At 58.3% G+C, this 18,938-nt stretch carries 17 protein-coding genes; 8 read left to right on the top strand and 9 right to left on the bottom strand.

All coding sequences use genetic code 11. The annotated features are described in order from the left end of the window. The 4 genes from aroA to gyrA form a co-directional block, all read right to left on the bottom strand. On the bottom strand, positions 1 to 2,217 hold the full coding sequence (gene aroA, locus EP166_RS02355) for a 3-phosphoshikimate 1-carboxyvinyltransferase (protein ID WP_127555205.1): 2,217 nt from the start codon (positions 2,215 to 2,217) through the stop codon (positions 1 to 3). A gap of 111 nt (positions 2,218 to 2,328) precedes the next feature. Next, positions 2,329 to 3,450: a prephenate dehydratase gene (gene pheA / locus EP166_RS02350; RefSeq protein ID WP_127555204.1), complete on the bottom strand. Its 1,122-nt coding sequence runs from the start codon at positions 3,448 to 3,450 to the stop codon at positions 2,329 to 2,331. Beyond that, a complete protein-coding gene (gene serC, locus EP166_RS02345; RefSeq protein WP_127555203.1) occupies positions 3,443 to 4,525 on the bottom strand; it encodes a 3-phosphoserine/phosphohydroxythreonine transaminase in 1,083 nt (360 codons plus the stop codon). The genes pheA and serC overlap by 8 nt, the downstream gene beginning before the upstream one ends. A 56-nt stretch (positions 4,526 to 4,581) precedes the next feature. Beyond that, on the bottom strand, positions 4,582 to 7,248 hold the full coding sequence (gene gyrA, locus EP166_RS02340) for a DNA gyrase subunit A (protein ID WP_127555202.1): 2,667 nt from the start codon (positions 7,246 to 7,248) through the stop codon (positions 4,582 to 4,584). Positions 7,249 to 7,580: 332 nt separating this feature from the next. Here gyrA and EP166_RS02335 point away from each other — a divergent pair, with 332 nt between their 5' ends. The 5 genes from EP166_RS02335 to EP166_RS02315 all read left to right on the top strand — a co-directional run bounded on the left by EP166_RS02335 (position 7,581) and on the right by EP166_RS02315 (position 12,344). Next, positions 7,581 to 8,900, top strand: a complete 1,320-nt coding sequence (locus EP166_RS02335; protein WP_127555201.1) for a TRZ/ATZ family hydrolase — start codon at positions 7,581 to 7,583, stop codon at positions 8,898 to 8,900. Between the two features lie 109 nt (positions 8,901 to 9,009). Further along, positions 9,010 to 9,720 (top strand): bifunctional 2-polyprenyl-6-hydroxyphenol methylase/3-demethylubiquinol 3-O-methyltransferase UbiG, encoded by a 711-nt coding sequence (ubiG, locus tag EP166_RS02330; RefSeq protein WP_127555200.1) that lies wholly within the window; start codon positions 9,010 to 9,012, stop codon positions 9,718 to 9,720. Beyond that, positions 9,717 to 10,385: an HAD family hydrolase gene (locus EP166_RS02325; protein ID WP_127555199.1), complete on the top strand. Its 669-nt coding sequence runs from the start codon at positions 9,717 to 9,719 to the stop codon at positions 10,383 to 10,385. The genes ubiG and EP166_RS02325 overlap by 4 nt, the downstream gene beginning before the upstream one ends. Next, positions 10,382 to 11,191, top strand: a complete 810-nt coding sequence (locus EP166_RS02320; RefSeq protein ID WP_127555198.1) for a YciK family oxidoreductase — start codon at positions 10,382 to 10,384, stop codon at positions 11,189 to 11,191. The genes EP166_RS02325 and EP166_RS02320 overlap by 4 nt, the downstream gene beginning before the upstream one ends. 202 nt (positions 11,192 to 11,393) lie before the next feature. Further along, positions 11,394 to 12,344, top strand: a complete 951-nt coding sequence (locus EP166_RS02315; protein ID WP_127555197.1) for a GGDEF domain-containing protein — start codon at positions 11,394 to 11,396, stop codon at positions 12,342 to 12,344. A 19-nt stretch (positions 12,345 to 12,363) separates the two neighbouring features. On the opposite strand, the gene rluB is transcribed toward EP166_RS02315, so the two are convergent. From rluB to EP166_RS02290, 5 genes are all read right to left on the bottom strand, one after another. Beyond that, entirely contained in the window at positions 12,364 to 13,227 is an 864-nt protein-coding gene (gene rluB / locus EP166_RS02310; protein WP_127555196.1) for a 23S rRNA pseudouridine(2605) synthase RluB, read from the bottom strand. Next, positions 13,211 to 14,545: an SMC-Scp complex subunit ScpB gene (gene scpB / locus EP166_RS02305; RefSeq protein WP_127555195.1), complete on the bottom strand. Its 1,335-nt coding sequence runs from the start codon at positions 14,543 to 14,545 to the stop codon at positions 13,211 to 13,213. The genes rluB and scpB overlap by 17 nt, the downstream gene beginning before the upstream one ends. Then, positions 14,542 to 15,498 (bottom strand): segregation/condensation protein A, encoded by a 957-nt coding sequence (locus EP166_RS02300; RefSeq protein WP_127555194.1) that lies wholly within the window; start codon positions 15,496 to 15,498, stop codon positions 14,542 to 14,544. Before EP166_RS02300 ends, scpB begins: the two co-directional genes overlap by 4 nt. 45 nt (positions 15,499 to 15,543) lie before the next feature. After that, on the bottom strand, positions 15,544 to 16,167 hold the full coding sequence (locus EP166_RS02295) for an L-threonylcarbamoyladenylate synthase (protein WP_127555193.1): 624 nt from the start codon (positions 16,165 to 16,167) through the stop codon (positions 15,544 to 15,546). Between the two features lie 113 nt (positions 16,168 to 16,280). Further along, positions 16,281 to 17,132, bottom strand: a complete 852-nt coding sequence (locus EP166_RS02290; RefSeq protein WP_127555192.1) for a PHP domain-containing protein — start codon at positions 17,130 to 17,132, stop codon at positions 16,281 to 16,283. 92 nt (positions 17,133 to 17,224) lie between these two features. Between EP166_RS02290 and EP166_RS02285 the strand changes: the two genes are divergently transcribed. The 3 genes from EP166_RS02285 to EP166_RS02275 all read left to right on the top strand — a co-directional run bounded on the left by EP166_RS02285 (position 17,225) and on the right by EP166_RS02275 (position 18,926). Then, positions 17,225 to 17,524, top strand: a complete 300-nt coding sequence (locus EP166_RS02285; RefSeq protein WP_127555191.1) for a YciI family protein — start codon at positions 17,225 to 17,227, stop codon at positions 17,522 to 17,524. A 118-nt stretch (positions 17,525 to 17,642) separates the two neighbouring features. Beyond that, a complete protein-coding gene (locus tag EP166_RS02280) occupies positions 17,643 to 18,320 on the top strand; it encodes a TIGR04211 family SH3 domain-containing protein (protein ID WP_164743779.1) in 678 nt (225 codons plus the stop codon). Between the two features lie 255 nt (positions 18,321 to 18,575). Then, a complete protein-coding gene (locus EP166_RS02275; protein ID WP_127555189.1) occupies positions 18,576 to 18,926 on the top strand; it encodes a hypothetical protein in 351 nt (116 codons plus the stop codon). Positions 18,927 to 18,938 lie beyond the last annotated feature (12 nt).

The raw sequence follows: 18,938 nt of genomic DNA, 5'->3' as shown, positions 1-18,938 counted from the left end.
TCAATCCTCTACGGTCACCGAATAGCCAAGTGCCAGTGCATGCTCGGCAAAATCCGGATAGGCGCCTAACACGCGCCCTGAATTTCGAATAATGATGGGTCGCAGCGCCGTCTGCGCAGCGACCACATAGGCCAGTGCCACTCGGTGGTCACCGCCGCAATCAACAATACCGCCGTCCAGAGGACGATCGCTCCGGCCCCGGATGATGACGGCATCTCCTTTCAATTCTATGTCGGCACCCAGGGTGGTCAGTCCTTCTACCATGGTTTTCAGCCGGTCGGTTTCTTTGTATCGCAATTCGCGAACACCGCTGAACCGTGAGATCCCTTCTGCCTGGGTCGCCAGAACAAAGAGCAACGGATACTCATCGATCAGTAACCCGGCAACGTCCGCTGCACCCTCGGTCGCGACAAGCGGCGCGTAGTTTACCTGAAGATCCGCCACAGGCTCACCCCCGAGGTCACGATAGTTGGTCAGTTCGATGCGGGCGCCCATGCGGCCCATCACGTCAAGCAACCCGACGCGACTCGGGTTGACACCGACCCCAGACATAGTGACTTCGGAACCGGGAACCAGGCTTGCCGCCGCCAGGTGCACGGCTGCCAGGGAAAAATCACCGGGGATGTCGCTCTGAAAACCAGCCCATTGACGCGCAGGCGCTAATTCAATGACCCCTGCCTCAGCGTGAATCGGACAACCCAGCCGAGCCAATAACACTTCGGTATGGTTCCGGCTGGGGCCTGCCTCCTGTAAACGCATCGAAACACCGGAACACAGCCCGGCAAACAGCAGCGCCGTTTTTACCTGGGCACTGGCCATCGGCAGTTGATAGTCGAGCGGTTTCAGCGCTTCGGCAGGATGAATAACAATGGGCGCCGTCTTTCGTGGCGACAGGTCAATGCGAGCACCCATCGACTGCAAAGGCTGTTGAATTCGATCCATCGGCCGGTGGCTCAGCGAGGCATCACCAATCAGTTCACTGCTGAACGACTGGGCACTGAGCACACCCGCCATCAGCCGCATCGAGGTGGCGGAATTCCCCATATACAAGGGGCTGTCCGCTGCTTTTAGCCCCTGTCGACCCACACCGGTCAACTGCACACAACCGGTATCGTCGGCCTCGATACCAACGCCCAGCTTGCGCAGGGCTTCGAGGGTAGTACGGTTGTCGTGGCCGTTCCCAAAGCCCCTGAGTTCACTCTGGCCTTCAGCTAAAGCAGCCAGAATGACAGCACGGTGGGAAATGGAGCGATCACCGGGCACGGCCACTGCACCGGCCAGACCCGCGCGAACCGGCGCCGCAATCAGATTCTTGCGAATGTCATCGGTATGGCGCTGACGGCTGCTGAGAATTTCAGTGAAATAGTCCCGGGCGGACTTGGCTCGACCGAACACCGATTTGAGCGTTGCGCCCTCACGGTGCTCGATGGCGTCGGCCAGAACAGTAAGATCGGATTGGAATCGACGCAGGATATTGAGCGTCGCCTCACGGTTTGCCAGGAACACGTCGTGCCACATAGTGGGATCCGAAGCGGCAATGCGAGTGAAGTCCCGAAAACCACCGGCGGCATACCGGAATATCTCCCGGTTTTCGGATTCCCGGGCCAGCGTATCGACCAGCGAAAACGCAAGCAGATGCGGCAGGTGGCTGGTAGCAGCCAGCACTTCATCGTGACGCGACACCGACATGGTCACCACATCCGCACCTACCGACTGCCACAGACGGGTCAATAACTGGACCGCCTCCGCTGACGAGGTTGGCAGGGGTGTCAGTATCAACAGATGATGGTCAAACAAGTCGGATTTGGCAGCGGCCAGGCCGGAACGTTCGGCCCCGGCAATGGGGTGGCCCGGCACGAACCCTGCGGGCAGCTGTCCCAGCGCGTCGCGGGCGGCATCAACGACGGCCCCCTTAACACTGCCGACATCAGAGATAACGGTATCGGCACTGAGCCAGGGTTTCAGTTGGGTCAGCACAGGCCCCATGGCCAGCACTGGCACAGCCAGAATCACGGCATCAAAGGTGGTATTCAAATCGGGAAAGGAAACAGCCTCATCCACAATGCCCATGGCCCTGGCTTTGTCGGCGACGCCCGGCTGGGCGTCCAGCCCAATCACCGTCGCCGCTTGCGACAGACAGAGGGCTTTGGCAAAGGAGGCGCCAATCATCCCCAGGCCAACCATCAGTACCCGAGGCTTCGCTGCGGGTGTCGTCATGGCGCTGCCCTCAGCCACAGACCACCTGTGCAGCTCATAGTGTCTCCTCTATTTCCCTGCAGAGCGACCAACACACGAACACCAGCCCACCGCTCAAACATTGCCAGTGAATTATAAAACCGCCTTGGGGTATGACCCGAGCACCTTGACTTCAACCGCCTTTTCACGAATCTCAGCCAGGGCCCGCTGAACGTTCTCGTTACCCAGGTGGCCGGAAAAATCGATAAAAAACACGTAGGTCCAATTACCCGAAGGCGATGGCCGGGTTTCCAGCCGGGTCATATCAACGTTGTGGTCATTAAAGGGCCGAAGCAAATGGTAGAGCGCCCCCGGCTCGTTACGCATAGAGACGACGATGGACGTTTTGTCTTCACCGGAAGTGCCTACGTCTTCGGTGCCAATGATCAGGAACCGGGTAGAGTTGTCGGGGGAGTCTTCAATCTTTTGCTCAATGATGTCCAGGTCGTAAAGACTGGCCGCCATTTCACCGGCAATGGCCGCCGAATTCCACTCGCCGTGCACTCGACGTGCGGCCTCGGCATTGCTGTTGACGGCGATGCGTTCGGCCATCGGCATGTGGGCATCAAGCCATTTGCGGCACTGCGCCAGTGATTGCTGGTGGCTGTATATGCGTGAAATTTTACCGCGCTGGGTATTGGGCCCAACCATCAGGTGATGATGAATGCGCAGCTCAACTTCACCGCAGATTTTCAGATTTGAGTTAATGAAGGTATCCAGGGTGTGGTTAACCACACCTTCCGTTGAGTTTTCGACCGGTACCACACCATACTTGCAGGCGCCGGCTTCGACTTCACGGAAAACCTCATCGATGGCAGGCATGGGCTTGGATTGCACCCACTGGCCAAAATGCTTCAGCGTTGCCTGCTGCGTGAAGGTGCCTTCCGGACCGAGGTAGGCCACTTCAAGCGGCTTCTCAAGCGCCAGGCACGCCGACATAATTTCGCGAAACAACCGCGCCATGTCTTCATTACCCAGCGGGCCCTGATTGCGCTCCATCACCCGGGTTAGCACCTGGGCTTCACGCTCGGGGCGATAAAAAACGGCATTGTCCGGATCGGCCTTGAGTTTCACATCGGCCACTTTTAACGCGCAATGCGCCCGGGCAGAAATCCGCTCCAGAATTTCCAGATCGAGACGGTCAATGACCTCGCGCAACTGCGCCAGATCGAGCGAATCGATTTCATCAGCTTGGGGGGGACGTTGCTCAGCCATGACGTTGCTCGAACTCCTTCATGTAAGAGACCAGCGCTTCAACGCCCGCCAGCGGCATGGCGTTGTAGATGCTGGCGCGCATACCACCCACACTGCGATGGCCCTGCAAATTGTAAAGCCCGGCTTCCTGAGCGCCCGCCAGGAAGGTGTCGTTCAATCGCTCATCCGCCAATATAAAGGGTACATTCATGCGCGAACGGTGTGGTGTCGATATCGGGTTGGAATAGAAACCGCTGTCATCGATGACCCGATACAGCAAGCCGGATTTCTCGGCATTCAATCGCTCAAATGCCTCGACGCCGCCCTGGCTCTCGAGCCATTCGAACACCAGATTCGCCAGGTAGATGGCGAAGGTCGGCGGTGTGTTAACCATCGACCCGTTCTCGGCCTGAGCCTGATAGTCGAGCAAGGAGGGGGTACCCGGCAACGCCTTGCCCAATAGCGAACGACGCACTATCACCAGTGTCAGACCGGCCGGGCCAATGTTCTTCTGGGCGCCAGCGTAAATCAGATCGAAGTCGTTAACGTCAATGGTTTTCGACAAAATGCAGGACGACATGTCCGCGACCAGCGGCACAGAACCCGAGTCCGGCACGTAATCGAACTCAACACCGCCAATGGTTTCATTGGGGGTGTAATGCAAATAGGCTGCATCGGGGCTTGCGTTGAATTCATCGGCGCGCACGGCCCGAAGATAGTTTTCGGTTTTTGTTGATGCCAGCACCCGGGCCTCACCGTAACGGGCGGCTTCCTTGATGGCTTTGACCGACCAGGTCCCGGTATCCAGAAATTCGGCTGCACCACCACGCCCCATCAGGTTCATGGGCACACAGGAAAACTGCAAGGTGGCACCACCTTGCACAAACAGCACGGCAAAGTCGTCGGATACGCCCAGCAAACGCCGCAAGCGGGCTTCAGCCGACGCTAGCACACCGACAAACTCGTCAGACCGGTGCGACAATTCCATCACCGACATGCCGGTGCCCTGCCACTCCATCAATTCCTGTTGCGCCCGCTGCATCACGGCATCGGGCAACATCGCAGGCCCAGAACAAAAATTGTATCCCCGGGTCATCGCTCGCGTTCCTGGTCTGATTAATCATGCCGCCTAACCGACGGCGTTATTCACTGTTACTGTGGATCTTCGGGATCCGCATCGTCCGCAATGTCTTCCGCATCATCCGGATCATTGCCAACCGGCTCGCCCGGCAAGGCGGCTACGATCTCTGAATCCGGCGTTTCGGCGACGTCGAGAACCGACTCGTCTTCAGCCGGCTCTTCAATACGTTCGATACTGACCAGATGCTCGTCATCGGCCAGACGAATCAGAGTAACGCCCTGGGTGTTACGGCTGAGTACGGAAATGCCTTCAACCGAGGTGCGCACCAGCGTGCCCTGGTCGCTGATCAACATGACTTCATCGCCATCAAAGACCTGCTTCGCGCCCACCAGTGCCCCATTGCGTTCGCTGGTAACCATGGCGATCACACCCTGGGTACCGCGGCCCTTGGTCGGGAATTCACTGATGTCCGTGCGCTTGCCATAACCACGCTCAGAAGCCGTGATGATGGTGCCACCCGCCTGTGGAATGATGAGTGAAATAACAGACTGGCCAGAACCCAAACGAATGCCGCGCACACCGCGCGCGGTGCGGCCCATGGCACGAACATGATCTTCACTGAAACGGACCACCTTGCCCGCATCCGACAACAGCATGACTTCTTTCTTGCCATCGGTCAGTGCGACCCCAACCAGGCGGTCACCCTCGTCCAGGGACAAAGCGATCAAACCGGCTGAGCGCGGCCGCGAGAACGCATCCAGTGTCGTCTTCTTAACGGTACCACTGGCGGTCGCCATGAAGATGAAGTGATCGGCATCGTAATTACGAATAGGCAGAATAGCCGTTACCCGCTCATCAGGCTCCAGCGGCAACAAATTCACCATCGGTCGGCCGCGAGCGTTGCGGCTGGCCTGCGGAATTTCAAAGACACGCAGCCAATACACCTTACCCCGGTTGCTGAAACACAACACGGTGTCGTGGGTGTTGGCGACCAGCAAATGCTCAATAAAGTCATCGTCTTTGAGGGCAGACGCCGAACGGCCTTTACCGCCACGACGCTGTGCTTCGTAATCCGTCAGTGGCTGCGTCTTGGCGTAACCGCCGTGGGAAATGGTGACCACCATGTCTTCTTCGGTGATCAGATCTTCCATCGACAAATCGAGCCGGCTGGCGATGATTTCGGATTTCCGCTCGTCACCGTACTGGGCTTTCACTTCCAGCAATTCTTCGTGAATGACTTCCATCAGGCGCTCGTAGCTGTCGAGAATGCGCAGCAGTTCGCCAATGGTGTCGATAATCTGCTTGTACTCGCCAATCAGCTTCTCGTGTTCCAGACCGGTCAGCTTCTGCAGACGCATGTCGAGAATCTGCTGAGCCTGTTCGGGCGACAAATGGTAGCGGTTGTCGTGCACACCGAATTGCTCGTCGAGGTCCTCAGGGCGGGAAATATCGGAACCGGCACGCTCCAGCATGGCCGATACCTCACCCAGTTCCCAACTTTGCGAGAGCATCCGTTCTTTGGCTTCCGCACCGGTGGCAGAACCGCGAATCAGTTCGATCATCCGGTCGATATTGGCCAGAGCAATCGCCAGACCTTCCAGAATATGACCACGTTGCCGGGCTTTGCGCAGTTCGAAAATGGTCCGGCGCGTCACCACTTCACGGCGGTGACGGATAAAGGCTTCCAGCAGCTCTTTCAGGTTCAGAATGCGCGGCTGGCCGTCGACCAGCGCCACGGTATTGATGCCAAATACAGTTTCCAGCTGGGTCTGGGCGTAAAGGTTGTTCAGCACCACATCGCCGGATTCGCCACGTTTCAGATCGATGGCGATGCGCAAGCCGTCTTTGTCGGACTCGTCGCGCAGTTCAGAAATGCCTTCAATCTTCTTCTCTTTTACCAGGTCGGCAATCTTCTCGATCAGCCGAGCCTTGTTCACCTGGTAGGGAATTTCATGAACGATGATGCTTTCGCGGCTGGTTTTCGGGTCAACAACGACTTCAGCGCGAGCCCGAATATAAATGCGCCCGCGACCGGTGCGGTAGGCTTCAACGATGCCCTTGCGACCGTTGATGATGGCGCCGGTCGGGAAATCCGGACCCGTGATGTATTCCATCAGGTCATCGACCGTCAGTTCCGGGTTTTCCATCAGCGCCAGGCAACCCGCAATCACTTCACTGATGTTGTGTGGCGGTATATTGGTCGCCATACCCACCGCGATGCCCGATGAACCGTTAATCAGCAGGTTCGGCACGCGGGTCGGCAGTACTTCGGGGATCAGTTCGGTGCCGTCGTAGTTTTCAACGAAATCGACGGTTTCTTTTTCCAGGTCGGCCAGTAAGTCGTGCGCCAGCCGCTCCATCCGGATTTCGGTGTAACGCATGGCGGCGGCCGAGTCGCCGTCGACCGAGCCAAAGTTTCCCTGGCCATCGACCAGGGTGTAGCGCATGGCAAAGTCCTGCGCCATCCGCACGATGGTGTCGTAGACAGCAGAGTCACCATGGGGGTGATACTTACCAATAACGTCACCGACCACACGGGCGGATTTTTTGTAGGGTTTGTTCCAGTCATTACCCAACACGCTCATGGCAAAGAGCACGCGGCGGTGCACTGGTTTCAGGCCATCACGTACATCGGGCAATGCCCGCCCGACAATCACGCTCATCGCGTAGTCGAGGTAAGACTGTTTCAGTTCCTCTTCGATATTAACGTTGAGGATTTCTTTGGCTAGCTCACCCATGCGGTACCGTATCCTTTATGTTCAGTCAGTCGCTCTGCTGCGGCCTGAAGCCGGTGCCTGAGCGGCGTAAAACAGGGCGAAATCATACCACAAATCAATGAGATAGATAGCCATCCACCGGGCAGAGAGGCTGGTGGCCAGCCGCTGTGCAGGCTCGGATTCTGGCCACCTACCAGCCGCCCACTGGTGATCGAACGCCCAAGCCACTAGAATGCCGCCTTAATCTGACTCATCAGACAGGTCCCGGTCGTTGTCGATAGCACGCAACCACACAGGCAACCGGGTCACCCGAGTCGAAAACACATCGAACATCGCTAAACAGGCAGGCCCTCATGCAAACAGTCGACACCCTCATCCACGCCCGCTGGATCATTCCCGTTAACCCGGCCCGCGACGTTCTGGTCGATCACAGCCTGGCGGTCAAAGACGGCAAGATCGCCGCCATACTCCCCACCGCAGACGCCAACGCCCAGTACCAGGCAACCGACACGCTGGACTTGGGTGAGCAGGCGCTGATACCCGGTTTTATCAATGCCCACGGCCACGCCGCCATGTCGCTGTTTCGAGGCCTCGGCGACGACCTGGAGTTGATGACCTGGCTCAACGACCACATCTGGCCAGCGGAAGGCGCCTGGGTGGGTGAAGACTTCGTGGGTGACGGCACCGAACTGGCGATCGCCGAGATGATTCGCTCCGGCACCACCACCTTTGCTGACAACTACTTCTTTCCGGATTCGGCCGCACAGCGCGTCGAAAAAGCCGGGGTGCGCGCCCAGTTCTCGTTCTCTGTGATCGACTTCCCGACCAACTGGGCCAAGACACCGGATGAGCACATCGATCTGGGCATGGAGCTGGTTTCCAAATATAAGGACAGCAAACTGGTCAAAATGATGTTCGGCCCGCACGCGCCCTACACCTGCTCCGATGAGCCATTGACCCGCATTCGTGATCTGGCAAAAGAACACCAGCTAATGATTCAGATGCACGTGCACGAAACCCAGACTGAAGTCGACGGCGAAATAGAAAAACGCGGCAACCGCCCGGTACGTCGTCTACGCGAACTCGGCCTACTGACCGATCAGTTCCAGGCCGTCCACATGACCGCCCTTAATGAAGACGACATTACCGACATCGCTGAGACCGGCGCACACATCATTCACTGCCCCGAATCCAACCTGAAGCTCGCCAGTGGTTTCTGCCCGGTCGATGCGCTGCAGAAACGCGGCGTGAACGTGGCGCTGGGCACCGATGGCGCGGCCAGCAACAACGACCTCGACATGATGAGCGAGATGCGCACTGCCGCCATTCTGGCCAAGGCCGTCAGCCAGAGCGCTACCGCCCTGCCCGCCTATGAGGCGCTGGCCATGGCTACGCTGAACGGCGCCAAAGCCATGGGCTGGGATCAGGACATCGGCAGCCTGGAAGTTGGCAAAGAAGCTGACATCACCGCCATTCGTCTCGATGATCTGGAAAGCCAGCCCATTTACGACCCGGTCTCACACATCGTGTATGCCTCCAGCCGCGATCAGGTCACCAATGTCTGGGTCAGTGGCAAGCGCCTGCTCAACGATCGCGTGCTGACGACGCTCGACAAGGACGCTATCATGGCCAACGCTCGTCAATGGCGTGATCGCATCGCTGCCGGCAAATAAACACGCCAGCGGCCTCGCTCCGTGCTGCGCCTTTCCAGGTTCAGCAGCACGGAAGGACGCTCGCGATCACCCCGCCGGATGGCTCCAGAAACCTGATGCAGGAAACACCGTGACGCACAACGTTGACCCGTCTGAAATCGCCAAATTCGAATCCCTGGCCAGTCGCTGGTGGGATCCGGACTCTGAATTCAAGCCACTGCACGCCATGAACCCGGTGCGCGCCGGCTACATCGACGAATACCTGAACATTGCCGACAAAACCGTCCTGGACATCGGCTGCGGTGGCGGCATTTTGACTGAAGCGCTGGCTCAGCGCGGCGCCCGGGTTACTGGCATCGACATGACCGACGCACCCTTGAAAGTCGCGCGCTTACACGCACTCGACAGCGGCCTTGAAGGTATCGACTACCGGCAAATAACCGCCGAAGCCCTGGCCGAGGAAGCCCCGGGCCAGTTCGACGTCATCACCTGCATGGAAATGCTGGAACACGTGCCCGACCCGACTTCGATCATGGCGGCCATTCAACGCCTGCTCAGGCCAGGCGGTTATGCGTTTTTCTCAACCATCAACCGCAACCCGAAAGCCTGGGTAATGGCGATAGTGGGTGCCGAATACGTGCTGCGACTGCTGCCCAAAGGCACTCATGACTATAAAAAACTGATTCGCCCCTCGGAATTGAAGCGCTGGGCGGAACAGCACGAATTGAAAGCGCTCGATCTGCGCGGCATCCACTACAACCCGCTTAGCAATCGTTTCAGCCTGAACACCGATGTGTCCGTCAATTACCTGATGGCCTGCCGCAAAACGGAAGCCTCATGACGGCTCGCAAAGGCCTACTGTTTGATCTCGACGGCACCCTGCTCGATTCCGCACCGGCCTTTATGGCGGCTATGGATGCCTATGCGGATCAGGTCGGGTTACCACGGCTGACCGAACACCGCGAGCATTTCGCCTCGGCCGGTGCCCGGGCAGCTATTCGCGAGATTCATCAGATGACGCCCGAGCACCCTCAGTTCAATCAGCGGCGGGCTGACTTTCTGGCCCTGTTTCTGGACACACCGGTTACCCTGAACAGCTGGTACCCGGGCATCCGCGACTGGCTGCTGGAGCTCGACCGCGAAGGCATTCCCTGGGGCATCGTGACCAATAAACCACGGCCCCATACCGAAAAGGTTCTGGCGGAACTGCTCGAACTGGAACCACCTGCCCTGGTGTGCCAGGGCGATCTGCCGACCATCAAGCCCGACCCGGCCATGCTCTGGGCCGCCAGCGACCAGCTCGGACTGGCACCGGAGCACTGCCTCTATGCCGGTGATCATGAGCGCGATGTTCAGGCTGGTCAGGCCGCCAGAATGCACACCCTGGCCTGCACCTTTGGCTATCTGCACGAGGAGGACCAGCCAGATCGCTGGGGTGCTCACGGCCTGGTGCACACCCCGCTTGAACTAAAACACACAGCAACCCAATGGCTGACACAGACATGACGCAACCGGAACCCGGCACACCGCTCTCTCGCACCGACCTCACTCTGGATCTCTTGCACCAGGCCCAAACCAGCGATGCGCTGGCCGGCCAGGTGATCGTTGTCACCGGGGCCGGTGACGGCATAGGCAAGGCCGCTGCCCTGGATTTTGCACGGGCCGGCGCCCAGGTGGTGCTGATTGGCCGCACCCAGGAAAAACTCGAAGCGGTGTACGATCAGATTGAAGCCACGACCCCGACCGAACCGATCATCCTGCCGCTCGACCTGAATGAACTGACCACCGAGTCGGCACAGGAATTGGCCCACGGCATTGAACAAACTTACGGCCGGCTCGATGGCCTGCTGCTCAACGCTTCGTTGCTCGGCGATAAAATGTCCATCACCCAGTACCCGCCCAAAGTCTGGAACTCGGTGATGAACGTTAATCTCAACAGCGCCTTCCATATGACACAGGCGCTGTTACCGTTGCTCGAAGCCGGTCCGAACGGCCGCATTATCTACACCACGTCGAGTGTGGGTCGTGAAGGCCGAGCTTATTGGGGTGCCTACGCCGTATCCAAATTCGCCACCGAAGGGCTGATGCAAACTCTGGCGGATGAACTGCAGAACACGTCCCGCGTGCGAGTGCACTGCATCAACCCAGGCGGCACGCGCACCGACATGCGTGCCAAGGCCTACCCCGGCGAAGACCCCCAAACCGTGCCGGCACCGGAGGTGCACATGCCGCTGTACCGTTACTTGCTCAGCCCGCTCAGCCAGCCTTTCAATGGCATATCCTGGGACGCCCGGGATTTTCTGACTCAATAATTGGCTTAACGCGTCTGGTAGGCCGGGGCCTACCAGACGCGACAAAATCCCGCCGCTGCCGCTAATCCAAATAGCGGCAACTCTTGTCCGATCCGCCAACGTACTGACGCGACCCACCTCAACCCCTTGTTTTATAAAGGTTTTTAAACTTGGCACACTAATCGCTTACCTAGCGTTAACTCCTGTAACCGGCAACGACATCATGCCCAGCAGCTTCAGCCAAACGCCAACCTGGCAAGAACGCAAGACCGTCAAATCAACAAAAGCCGGTTTGTCAGCGATCGATACGCCAACCGCGGACCAGCTCAAGGATTTCCGGCTGCATTTGATGATGCACCTGCAAACCTCACTGGATACCGAGCAGTTGTTGCGTACCTTCTTCACCGAAGTTCAACATCTGATTCCGCTGACCGGTTGCGACTACCTCAACGGCGATGCCGGTCTTTCCCTGCATATGGGCACACCGGGTCGACACCGATGCAACTACCAGCTCAGCCTGAATGACGAGCAATACGGCGAGATCACCTTTACGCACCGACTGCGCCTGGCCGAGCAAGACCTGGCCTTGCTTGAATCGATCATGGACACCCTGATCTACCCATTGCGCAACAGCCTAACGCACCGCAAGGCCATTGCCACCGCCATGATCGACCCGCTGACCGGGCTCAGTAATCGCGGTGCCATGGCCATCACTCTGAACCGTGAGATCGATCGCAGCCGCCGCCTGGAGCAAGACATGAGCGTGCTGATGATTGACATCGACCACTTCAAACAGCTGAACGACCGCTATGGTCACCTGGCTGGCGATGATGTGCTACGCAACGTCGCCCGGGCACTGGAAGACTGCGTTCGCGCCTGCGATGCCTGTTTCCGGTTTGGAGGGGAAGAGTTTCTGGTGCTGCTGTCGAATTCCAACCTGCCGCTGGCGCGTCAGGTCGCCGAGCGTATCCGGCAAACGATTCAGACCGTCTGCCGCTCGCCGGATCCGAAAAAGCCAATCACCGTCAGTGTTGGTCTGGCGCACTATGAAAACGAGAACGACTGGCCCGAGCTGGTCACCCGGGCCGACAAGGCCCTGTATCAGGCCAAGGCCGCTGGCCGTAACCGGGTAGTCGCCAGCTACGTGCGCAACCATGAGGGCGAGTGGGTCTGAGACCCTCTTTTAAGCCGTTTTATTTACGGCGAATGGCCCCACTCTTGCGCCGCGGCGCTGTGACTGAGCGGCGCGTCCGCTGATTGGCGACTTTACGTCGGTTAGGATCGTTCTTGCCCTGGACAATTGATTTCCAGGGGGCCGGCTCCAGCTCCACCAACCTGGCCAACTTATCGATCTCACTTTTTGGCAACTCTTTCCAGGTACCGGCCCGTACGTCGGAATCCAGAAACACCGAGCCGTAACGAACCCGCTTCAAACGCGACACTTTCAGGTCCTGACTTTCCCAGAGCCGGCGAACTTCGCGATTGCGACCTTCCATGATCACCACATGAAACCAGGTATTGGCGCCACTGCCCCCAAACTCCTGAATGTCCGTAAATCGCGCCGGGCCATCTTCCAGCTCAACGCCTTCGTGCATGCGTTGGACGTGCTCGGGCTTTACCTCACCCAGCACCCGCACGGCATATTCACGGTCGATCTGACTGGAGGGATGCATCAGGCGGTTGGCCAGCTCACCATCGTTGGTGAACAGCAACAGACCGGAGGTGTTCAAATCGAGACGTCCGACCACGATCCAGCGCTCACCGGGCAGCTCCGGCAGACGGTCGAACACCGTAGGGCGGCCGTCCGGGTCGCGGCGGGTACAAACCTCGCCCTCTGGTTTGTTGTAGACCAGTACTCGCCGGGCCCGGAGATCTTCGACCTTTACCGGCCGACCGTCCAGTTCCAGGGTGTCGTTCAGTCCTACCCGGTCGCCCAGGGATACTGCTTCACCATTCACTTTCACCCGGCCTTCCTCTATGGCTTTTTCCATATCGCGGCGAGATCCCTTGCCCGCCTTGGCCAGTACTTTCTGAATGCGTTCAGTGCTCATGATCATCGTCTCCGCCCGGCTGGTCGCTCTCACGACCGTCCAGCAAGGCTTGTTGTTGTGCCAGTTTTTCCTGAATGATGCGCCATTGCTCTGCTTCGCTCAGCGCCTCTTCGTCCTGTCGTGCTTGTGTCTGTGGTGCTTGTTCCTGAGCTGATTGGTCGGGGCCCGGTGCTTCAGACTCAGGCCTGTCGCTTACCTGATCGTCAGCCCCGGCTTCACTGACTGCCTCCGGTTGCCCCTCTGGCGATGCCTCATCAGCATCGCTCAGATCCAGATCCGGATGGTCGTGCCCCGCACGCTGGGCTTCGAACGCCTGCTCAATGGCATCGTTGACGGCATCCATTTCCGACAGCTCATCGTCGAGCTGTTCGTCAATGAAGGTATTGCCGGTCTTACCGCTGCGCTCGCCCTCACGCAGCTTGTCGACCATGGTGCTGAAACTGATTTCTGCCTGGTCGTCCACGGCACCAACCGAGCGGTCGTCATCCCCTTCCAGACCCAATTGCGGATTAATGTCATCAAGGTCCCGAATCTCACCCAGACTAGGCAACTGATCCAGACTGGTCAGCCCGAAATGGTCAAGGAACTGACGGGTGGTGGCGTACATGGCGGGCCGTCCAGGCACATCACGGTGCCCGACCACGCGCACCCATTCACGCTCCAGCAGAGTTCTTACAATCTGCGTGCTGACTGACACGCCGCGCACGTCCTCGATCTCGCCGCGGGTAATCGGCTGGCGATAGGCGATCAGCGCAATGGTCTCCAGCAACGCTCGCGAGTACCGCTGTGGCCGCTCTTCCCACAAGCGGCTGACCCAGGGTCCGACCGAATGGCGCGTTTGAAACCGGAAGCCGCTGGCGACTTCGACCAGCTCGACACCACCACCTTGATAGTCGGCCATCAACTCCGCCATCAGGGAGCGCAGGCTGCTGCGGTGCGGCCGTTCATAGGGTTCAAACAGAGCGGCTAGTTGCGCAATGGACAAGGCCGTGCCAGCGGCAAACAAGGCCCCTTCGATGATCTGTTTGACTTCCTCGGGCGCATGACCGCCGTAGGGGTCACCCGACTCCAGCTCCGGGTCGGTGTCATCGTCTTCGTCTTCGTCGACGAATTCCGCCCCTGGCAGTGCCGGATCATCCAGTTGCTGGTCATCATGCGCCGCAGGGTCTGAATCCGGCTGACTGGTTGTTTCATCAGACGCCGCTGCGGGTTCCGTACCCTGGTCGTCCGCCGCCTGCAGGGTGTTTGCGGAACCGTCGGCCCCATCGGTATGGGCCCCGGTGGACACCTCGGGTCCGGTGTGATCGTTATGTTCGTCCGTCATTCACTGCGAGCCTTGATGTGGATAGGCGCAAAGGCCTCGTTCTGAACCAGGTCGATCAGGGATTCCTTGGTCAGTTCCATAATCGCCAGAAATGTCACCACCACGCCCAAGCGACCTTCGGCCGCGTCAAACAGGGTGATGAACGGTACGAAGGCAGTGCCGTTCAGTTTTTCCAGCACATCTGCCATGCGTTGCCGGGTAGACAACGTTTCACGCTGAATCTCATGCTCCTCGAACATGTCGGCCCGCGCCAGCACGTCCTTAAGCGCCAGCAATATCTCGCGCATATCAACATCCGGGTGAATGCGCGGTCGCTGGTATTCGGGCTGGTGTTCGTCGGTCGTGTAGATATCGCGTCCGACCCGGGGCAGTTCGTCTAGGTTTTCCGCCGCCGTTTTAAACTGTTCGTATTCCTGCAAGCGGCGAATCAGCTCGGCCCGGGGGTCCTCTTCCTCCTCGTCATCGGCATCGCTGGAGCGCGGTAGCAGCATCCGGCTTTTGATTTCGGCCAGCATGGCGGCCATCACCAGGTACTCGGCGGCCAGTTCAAGCTGCATGCTATGCATCAGCTCAACGTATTGCATGTACTGCTCGGTGATCTGAAATACGTTGATGTTGAGAATATCGAGGTTTTGCTTTTTGATCAGGTACAGCAACAAATCCAGCGGGCCTTCAAAGGCATCCAGAAAGACTTCCAACGCATCGGGCGGAATGTACAAATCCATGGGGATTTGCGTCATCGCCTCGCCATCGATAATGGCAAACGGCATTTCCGACTGTTCTGACTGGGCGCGCTCGCGCAAGCGCTGCAATGCCCGTTCTTTGGGCGTTGCGCCAACCTCGACCACCGGGGCTTCCGAGGGCGTGAACAGTGCGCCAGGCGCAATCGGCCCAGCTATACTGCTGTCATCCCCGGCGGTGTTCAGTTCGCCGTTGTCGTTCGGACTAGCCATTGCGCCTTGCCATCCTGAGTCGGAGGTTAACCGGTCTGGTCATGGTCAGACCCGGAAGGGTTCCACATCGCCCGCCCCTTCGCGCACGATGGTGACGGTATCTTCCAGAAAGCTGATGATGCTGGATTCCTCGAAGCCGCAAAACCCACCGTCAATCACCAGGTCCAGCTCGTGCTGAAGAATATCGCGGATTTCATAGGGGTCGCTCTGGGGCTCATCTTCGCCGGGCAGAATCAGCGTTGTACTCATCATCGGCTCACCCAGTTCCTCCAGCAACGCAGCGGCAATGCGGTTTCCCAGCACCCGCAGGCCAATGGTACGACGCTTCGGGTGCATCATTCTGCGCGGGACTTCACGGGTAGCGTCAAGCAAGAAGGTAATCGGGCCTGGCGTATTGTTCTTGATCAGCCGGAAAGCGACATTATCGACTTTGGCAAAGGTGGAGAGTTCGGAAAGATCGCGACACACCAGCGTCATGGGGTGAGAGTCGTCAATACGACGTATCCGGCGAATGGTATCCAGCGCCTTTTTGTCTTCCATATGACAGCCGAGTGCGTAGGCACTGTCGGTCGGATAGGCAATCACCCCGCCCTCACGAACTATGGCCGCAGCCTGCTTTATCAGCCGTGGCTGGGGGTTTTCCGGATGTATTGCAAAAAACTGGCTCATATTGGCTCCCGCCAAGAGGGATTGTCAGAAGTTTGTACAACAGGCGCACTTTAGCACTAATGCGGGTCGATGCGGAACCGTTTGCAGGGTCAAACGGAAAGACACACCATCACCTAGCTGTTCAACAGGCTGTCCACCAATTTTGGCCCCAAAGACGGCCATTGCGGGTAGAAACCCAGCCTTGCCCAGGGCACCTCGGGCTGATGAAAATCGCTACCACCACCGATCAGGATATCGCGTTCACAGCAATGGTCGACCAACCGTTGGCGCATAGCCGGCGGCATCGCCGGGCAGCTGACTTCCACAGCCTGTCCGCCGGCGGCGGTAAAGTCATCCAGCAACTGCTCCAGCTTACGCCAGGTCAGCTTGTACCGGTGAGGGTGAGCCAGCACCGCCCAACCACCGTTATCAACGATATCTGCCACGGCCTGCTCCAGCTCCGGCCAGGACTGCTTTACATCGCCCACTTTGCCGTTCCCCAACCAACGCTTGAAGGCCTGGGCACTGTCTTTTGCCTGGCCGGTATCGACCAGATAACGCGCTATGTGCGGGCGACCCAGGGTGGCGCCATCGGCCTGGGCGCGAATGGCAGCTTCATCGAGCGTCAGCCCTTCACGCCGCAACACAAACAACAACCGTTCAAACCGGGATTCGCGAGCCTGGTCATAGCGGGCCTCAACGGTTTGCCAGGCGGGTGACATCACATCCATACCAATGCCAACGATATGCACAGACCGCTTCATCCAGACAGTCGACAGTTCAGCCCCGGACCAGAGTCGTAGCGTGTCAGACAAGGTGCCGTGCTCGCGCAGCCAGCGGTAGCCGGCGGCGGTGTCGTGGTCGGTCAACACCAGGTGTTCCAACTGGCGCTCCAGCGCAAGGTCATAGACGCCCTGAGCCGACAGGGTTCCATCCGAAAAGGTGCTGTGGCAGTGCATTTCCCAGGTGTGGGCAATGTTGGTCATAGTATCCTTAATTGTCAGGATTCAGGCTGGTGCCGTATGATGCCTGATTTGTGGACGTTTGTCGGCCACCCCCTGTCTGAGGAGAATGAACCATGTGGTTTTCCATCGTCTGTGAAGACGTTCCCGATAGCCTGGCACGCCGCCAGAGTGTGCGTGCCGAGCACCTCAAGCGGCTCGAGTCACTGAAGGACTCGGGGCGATTGCTCATTGCCGGTCCCAATCCTGCCGTTGAGGCGAACGATCCGGGTGACGCTGGCTTCACCGGCTCGCTGATCATTGCCGAGTTTGATTCGCTGGCCGATGCCCGTGCCTGGGCCGAAGCCGACCCTTATGTCGACGCTGGTGTTTATGCCGAAGTCAGCATCAAACCGTTTAAAAAAGTATTACCTTAACGCAACGTAAGGGGCCTGTTTTGTAATGGCCCTCCGGGTGTAAACTGTTCCGACAGTATATCCATCTGTTTATTAGCCATTTTTATTAACCAACTTCGATATCATGGGAACTGAATTAATGACTGTGCTCTCCAAAACCCGCCTGATCCTCGGTCTGACTCTGGTGCTGATGTTCAGTGGTACTGCCAGTAGCGCTACCTTGTGGCTTATCGATGAGCTTTGGGTCAATGTCCGAACGGGAGCCGGCGATCAGTTCCGAATTTTGAAGACCATTCCATCGGGCACCCGAATGGAAACCCTGCAGGACGAGCCGCAAAATGGCTATTACAACGTGCGCACCGAAGAAGGTATTGAAGGCTGGATTCCGGAGCGTTTTGTGCAGGAAGAACCGACCGCTGAGCTTCAACTGGAAGCTCTGGTGGCAGAGCGAGACCGTTTGCAGGAACAGGTCACAGAGCTCGACGAGCGCTACACCAGTCTGCTGGCCGACCGGGGCGATGTCACCGGTGAGCTGGACACGCTGCGCTCGGAAAACCAGCGTCTGACGACCGAACTGCGCGAGATCACCCAAATCAGCGAAGATGCCATTAACCTCGACCAGCGTAATCAGCAGCTTTCGGAGGAAAACGCCAGCCTGCGCAATGAACTCGATGTCGCCCGGCAAAACCTGGCTAACACCCGCGAAACCCGGGAAAGCCGCATGCTGATCGCCGGCGGCAGCCTGATCGTCATTGGCCTGATCATGGGCGTACTGCTACCGAAAGTTCGCAGCAAGCGCCGCGATAGCTGGGCTTGAGATAAAGTCAACTGAGTGGCACTGGCCCGGATCGGCAACCGGGTGTGCCTCTGTGGGGTCGGCGTAGATCCATCCTGGCGGTCCGACGACTCGGGCCTAGACCGCAGAGGCACACCCGGCCACCGATGCTAGTCGCTTTTGTTTACTCTAAAAATGATGAGCCTTAAGCCAGAGATCTGATCTACCCCAAACGCTGTCACCTTATGTAAATTCGGGCGGACTGATACACTGAAACAAATTCGAACGAGTGGTCCCATGGCCTGGTCCAGCACCCCTATTACCAAACCCCATACCCTGTCCAACCTGGCCGATTTGCTGAGCCAGGGGTTGCTCGGGTCTATGTCCCGCTTCAGTCATTTCCAGATTGTAGAGTGGTGCTCGCGCTTTGGTGACGATTTCGATCACCAGACTGACGATCAGATACCAGCCACCCCGGAGCTTGCGCTGGATATCGCCGACGATGTTGTGGTTCAGTGGGAGCTGCATCTGGCAACCCAGTATACGCTGGAAGATCTGCAACGCTTTTCGATGGACGACGTGGTACTGCCCAAGCAGTATTTCGAGAACTGGCTGAACCAACTGCTGGATTTGCCAGTATCGCACTGACCACCGGGGACA

Source organism: Saccharospirillum alexandrii (genome assembly GCF_004000275.1).
Taxonomy (GTDB): Bacteria; Pseudomonadota; Gammaproteobacteria; order Pseudomonadales; family Natronospirillaceae; genus Saccharospirillum; species Saccharospirillum alexandrii.
Note: the sequence above shows the minus strand (reverse complement) of the source record. Positions and strands in the feature narration are given on the sequence as shown.

Bases quoted from the DNA above. Each gene is read 5' to 3' on its own strand.
- EP166_RS02300 (WP_127555194.1), bottom strand. From the start codon at position 15,498: ATGGCTAGTCCGAACGACAACGGCGAACTGAACACCGCCGGGGATGAC.
- gyrA (WP_127555202.1), bottom strand. From the start codon at position 7,248: ATGGGTGAGCTAGCCAAAGAAATCCTCAACGTTAATATCGAAGAGGAA.
- EP166_RS02320 (WP_127555198.1), top strand. From the start codon at position 10,382: ATGACGCAACCGGAACCCGGCACACCGCTCTCTCGCACCGACCTCACT.
- scpB (WP_127555195.1), bottom strand. From the start codon at position 14,545: ATGACGGACGAACATAACGATCACACCGGACCCGAGGTGTCCACCGGG.
- EP166_RS02275 (WP_127555189.1), top strand. From the start codon at position 18,576: ATGGCCTGGTCCAGCACCCCTATTACCAAACCCCATACCCTGTCCAAC.
- EP166_RS02325 (WP_127555199.1), top strand. From the start codon at position 9,717: ATGACGGCTCGCAAAGGCCTACTGTTTGATCTCGACGGCACCCTGCTC.
- EP166_RS02280 (WP_164743779.1), top strand. From the start codon at position 17,643: ATGACTGTGCTCTCCAAAACCCGCCTGATCCTCGGTCTGACTCTGGTG.
- aroA (WP_127555205.1), bottom strand. From the start codon at position 2,217: ATGACGACACCCGCAGCGAAGCCTCGGGTACTGATGGTTGGCCTGGGG.
- EP166_RS02295 (WP_127555193.1), bottom strand. From the start codon at position 16,167: ATGAGCCAGTTTTTTGCAATACATCCGGAAAACCCCCAGCCACGGCTG.
- pheA (WP_127555204.1), bottom strand. From the start codon at position 3,450: ATGGCTGAGCAACGTCCCCCCCAAGCTGATGAAATCGATTCGCTCGAT.
- rluB (WP_127555196.1), bottom strand. From the start codon at position 13,227: ATGATCATGAGCACTGAACGCATTCAGAAAGTACTGGCCAAGGCGGGC.
- EP166_RS02335 (WP_127555201.1), top strand. From the start codon at position 7,581: ATGCAAACAGTCGACACCCTCATCCACGCCCGCTGGATCATTCCCGTT.
- EP166_RS02315 (WP_127555197.1), top strand. From the start codon at position 11,394: ATGCCCAGCAGCTTCAGCCAAACGCCAACCTGGCAAGAACGCAAGACC.
- EP166_RS02290 (WP_127555192.1), bottom strand. From the start codon at position 17,132: ATGACCAACATTGCCCACACCTGGGAAATGCACTGCCACAGCACCTTT.
- EP166_RS02285 (WP_127555191.1), top strand. From the start codon at position 17,225: ATGTGGTTTTCCATCGTCTGTGAAGACGTTCCCGATAGCCTGGCACGC.
- serC (WP_127555203.1), bottom strand. From the start codon at position 4,525: ATGACCCGGGGATACAATTTTTGTTCTGGGCCTGCGATGTTGCCCGAT.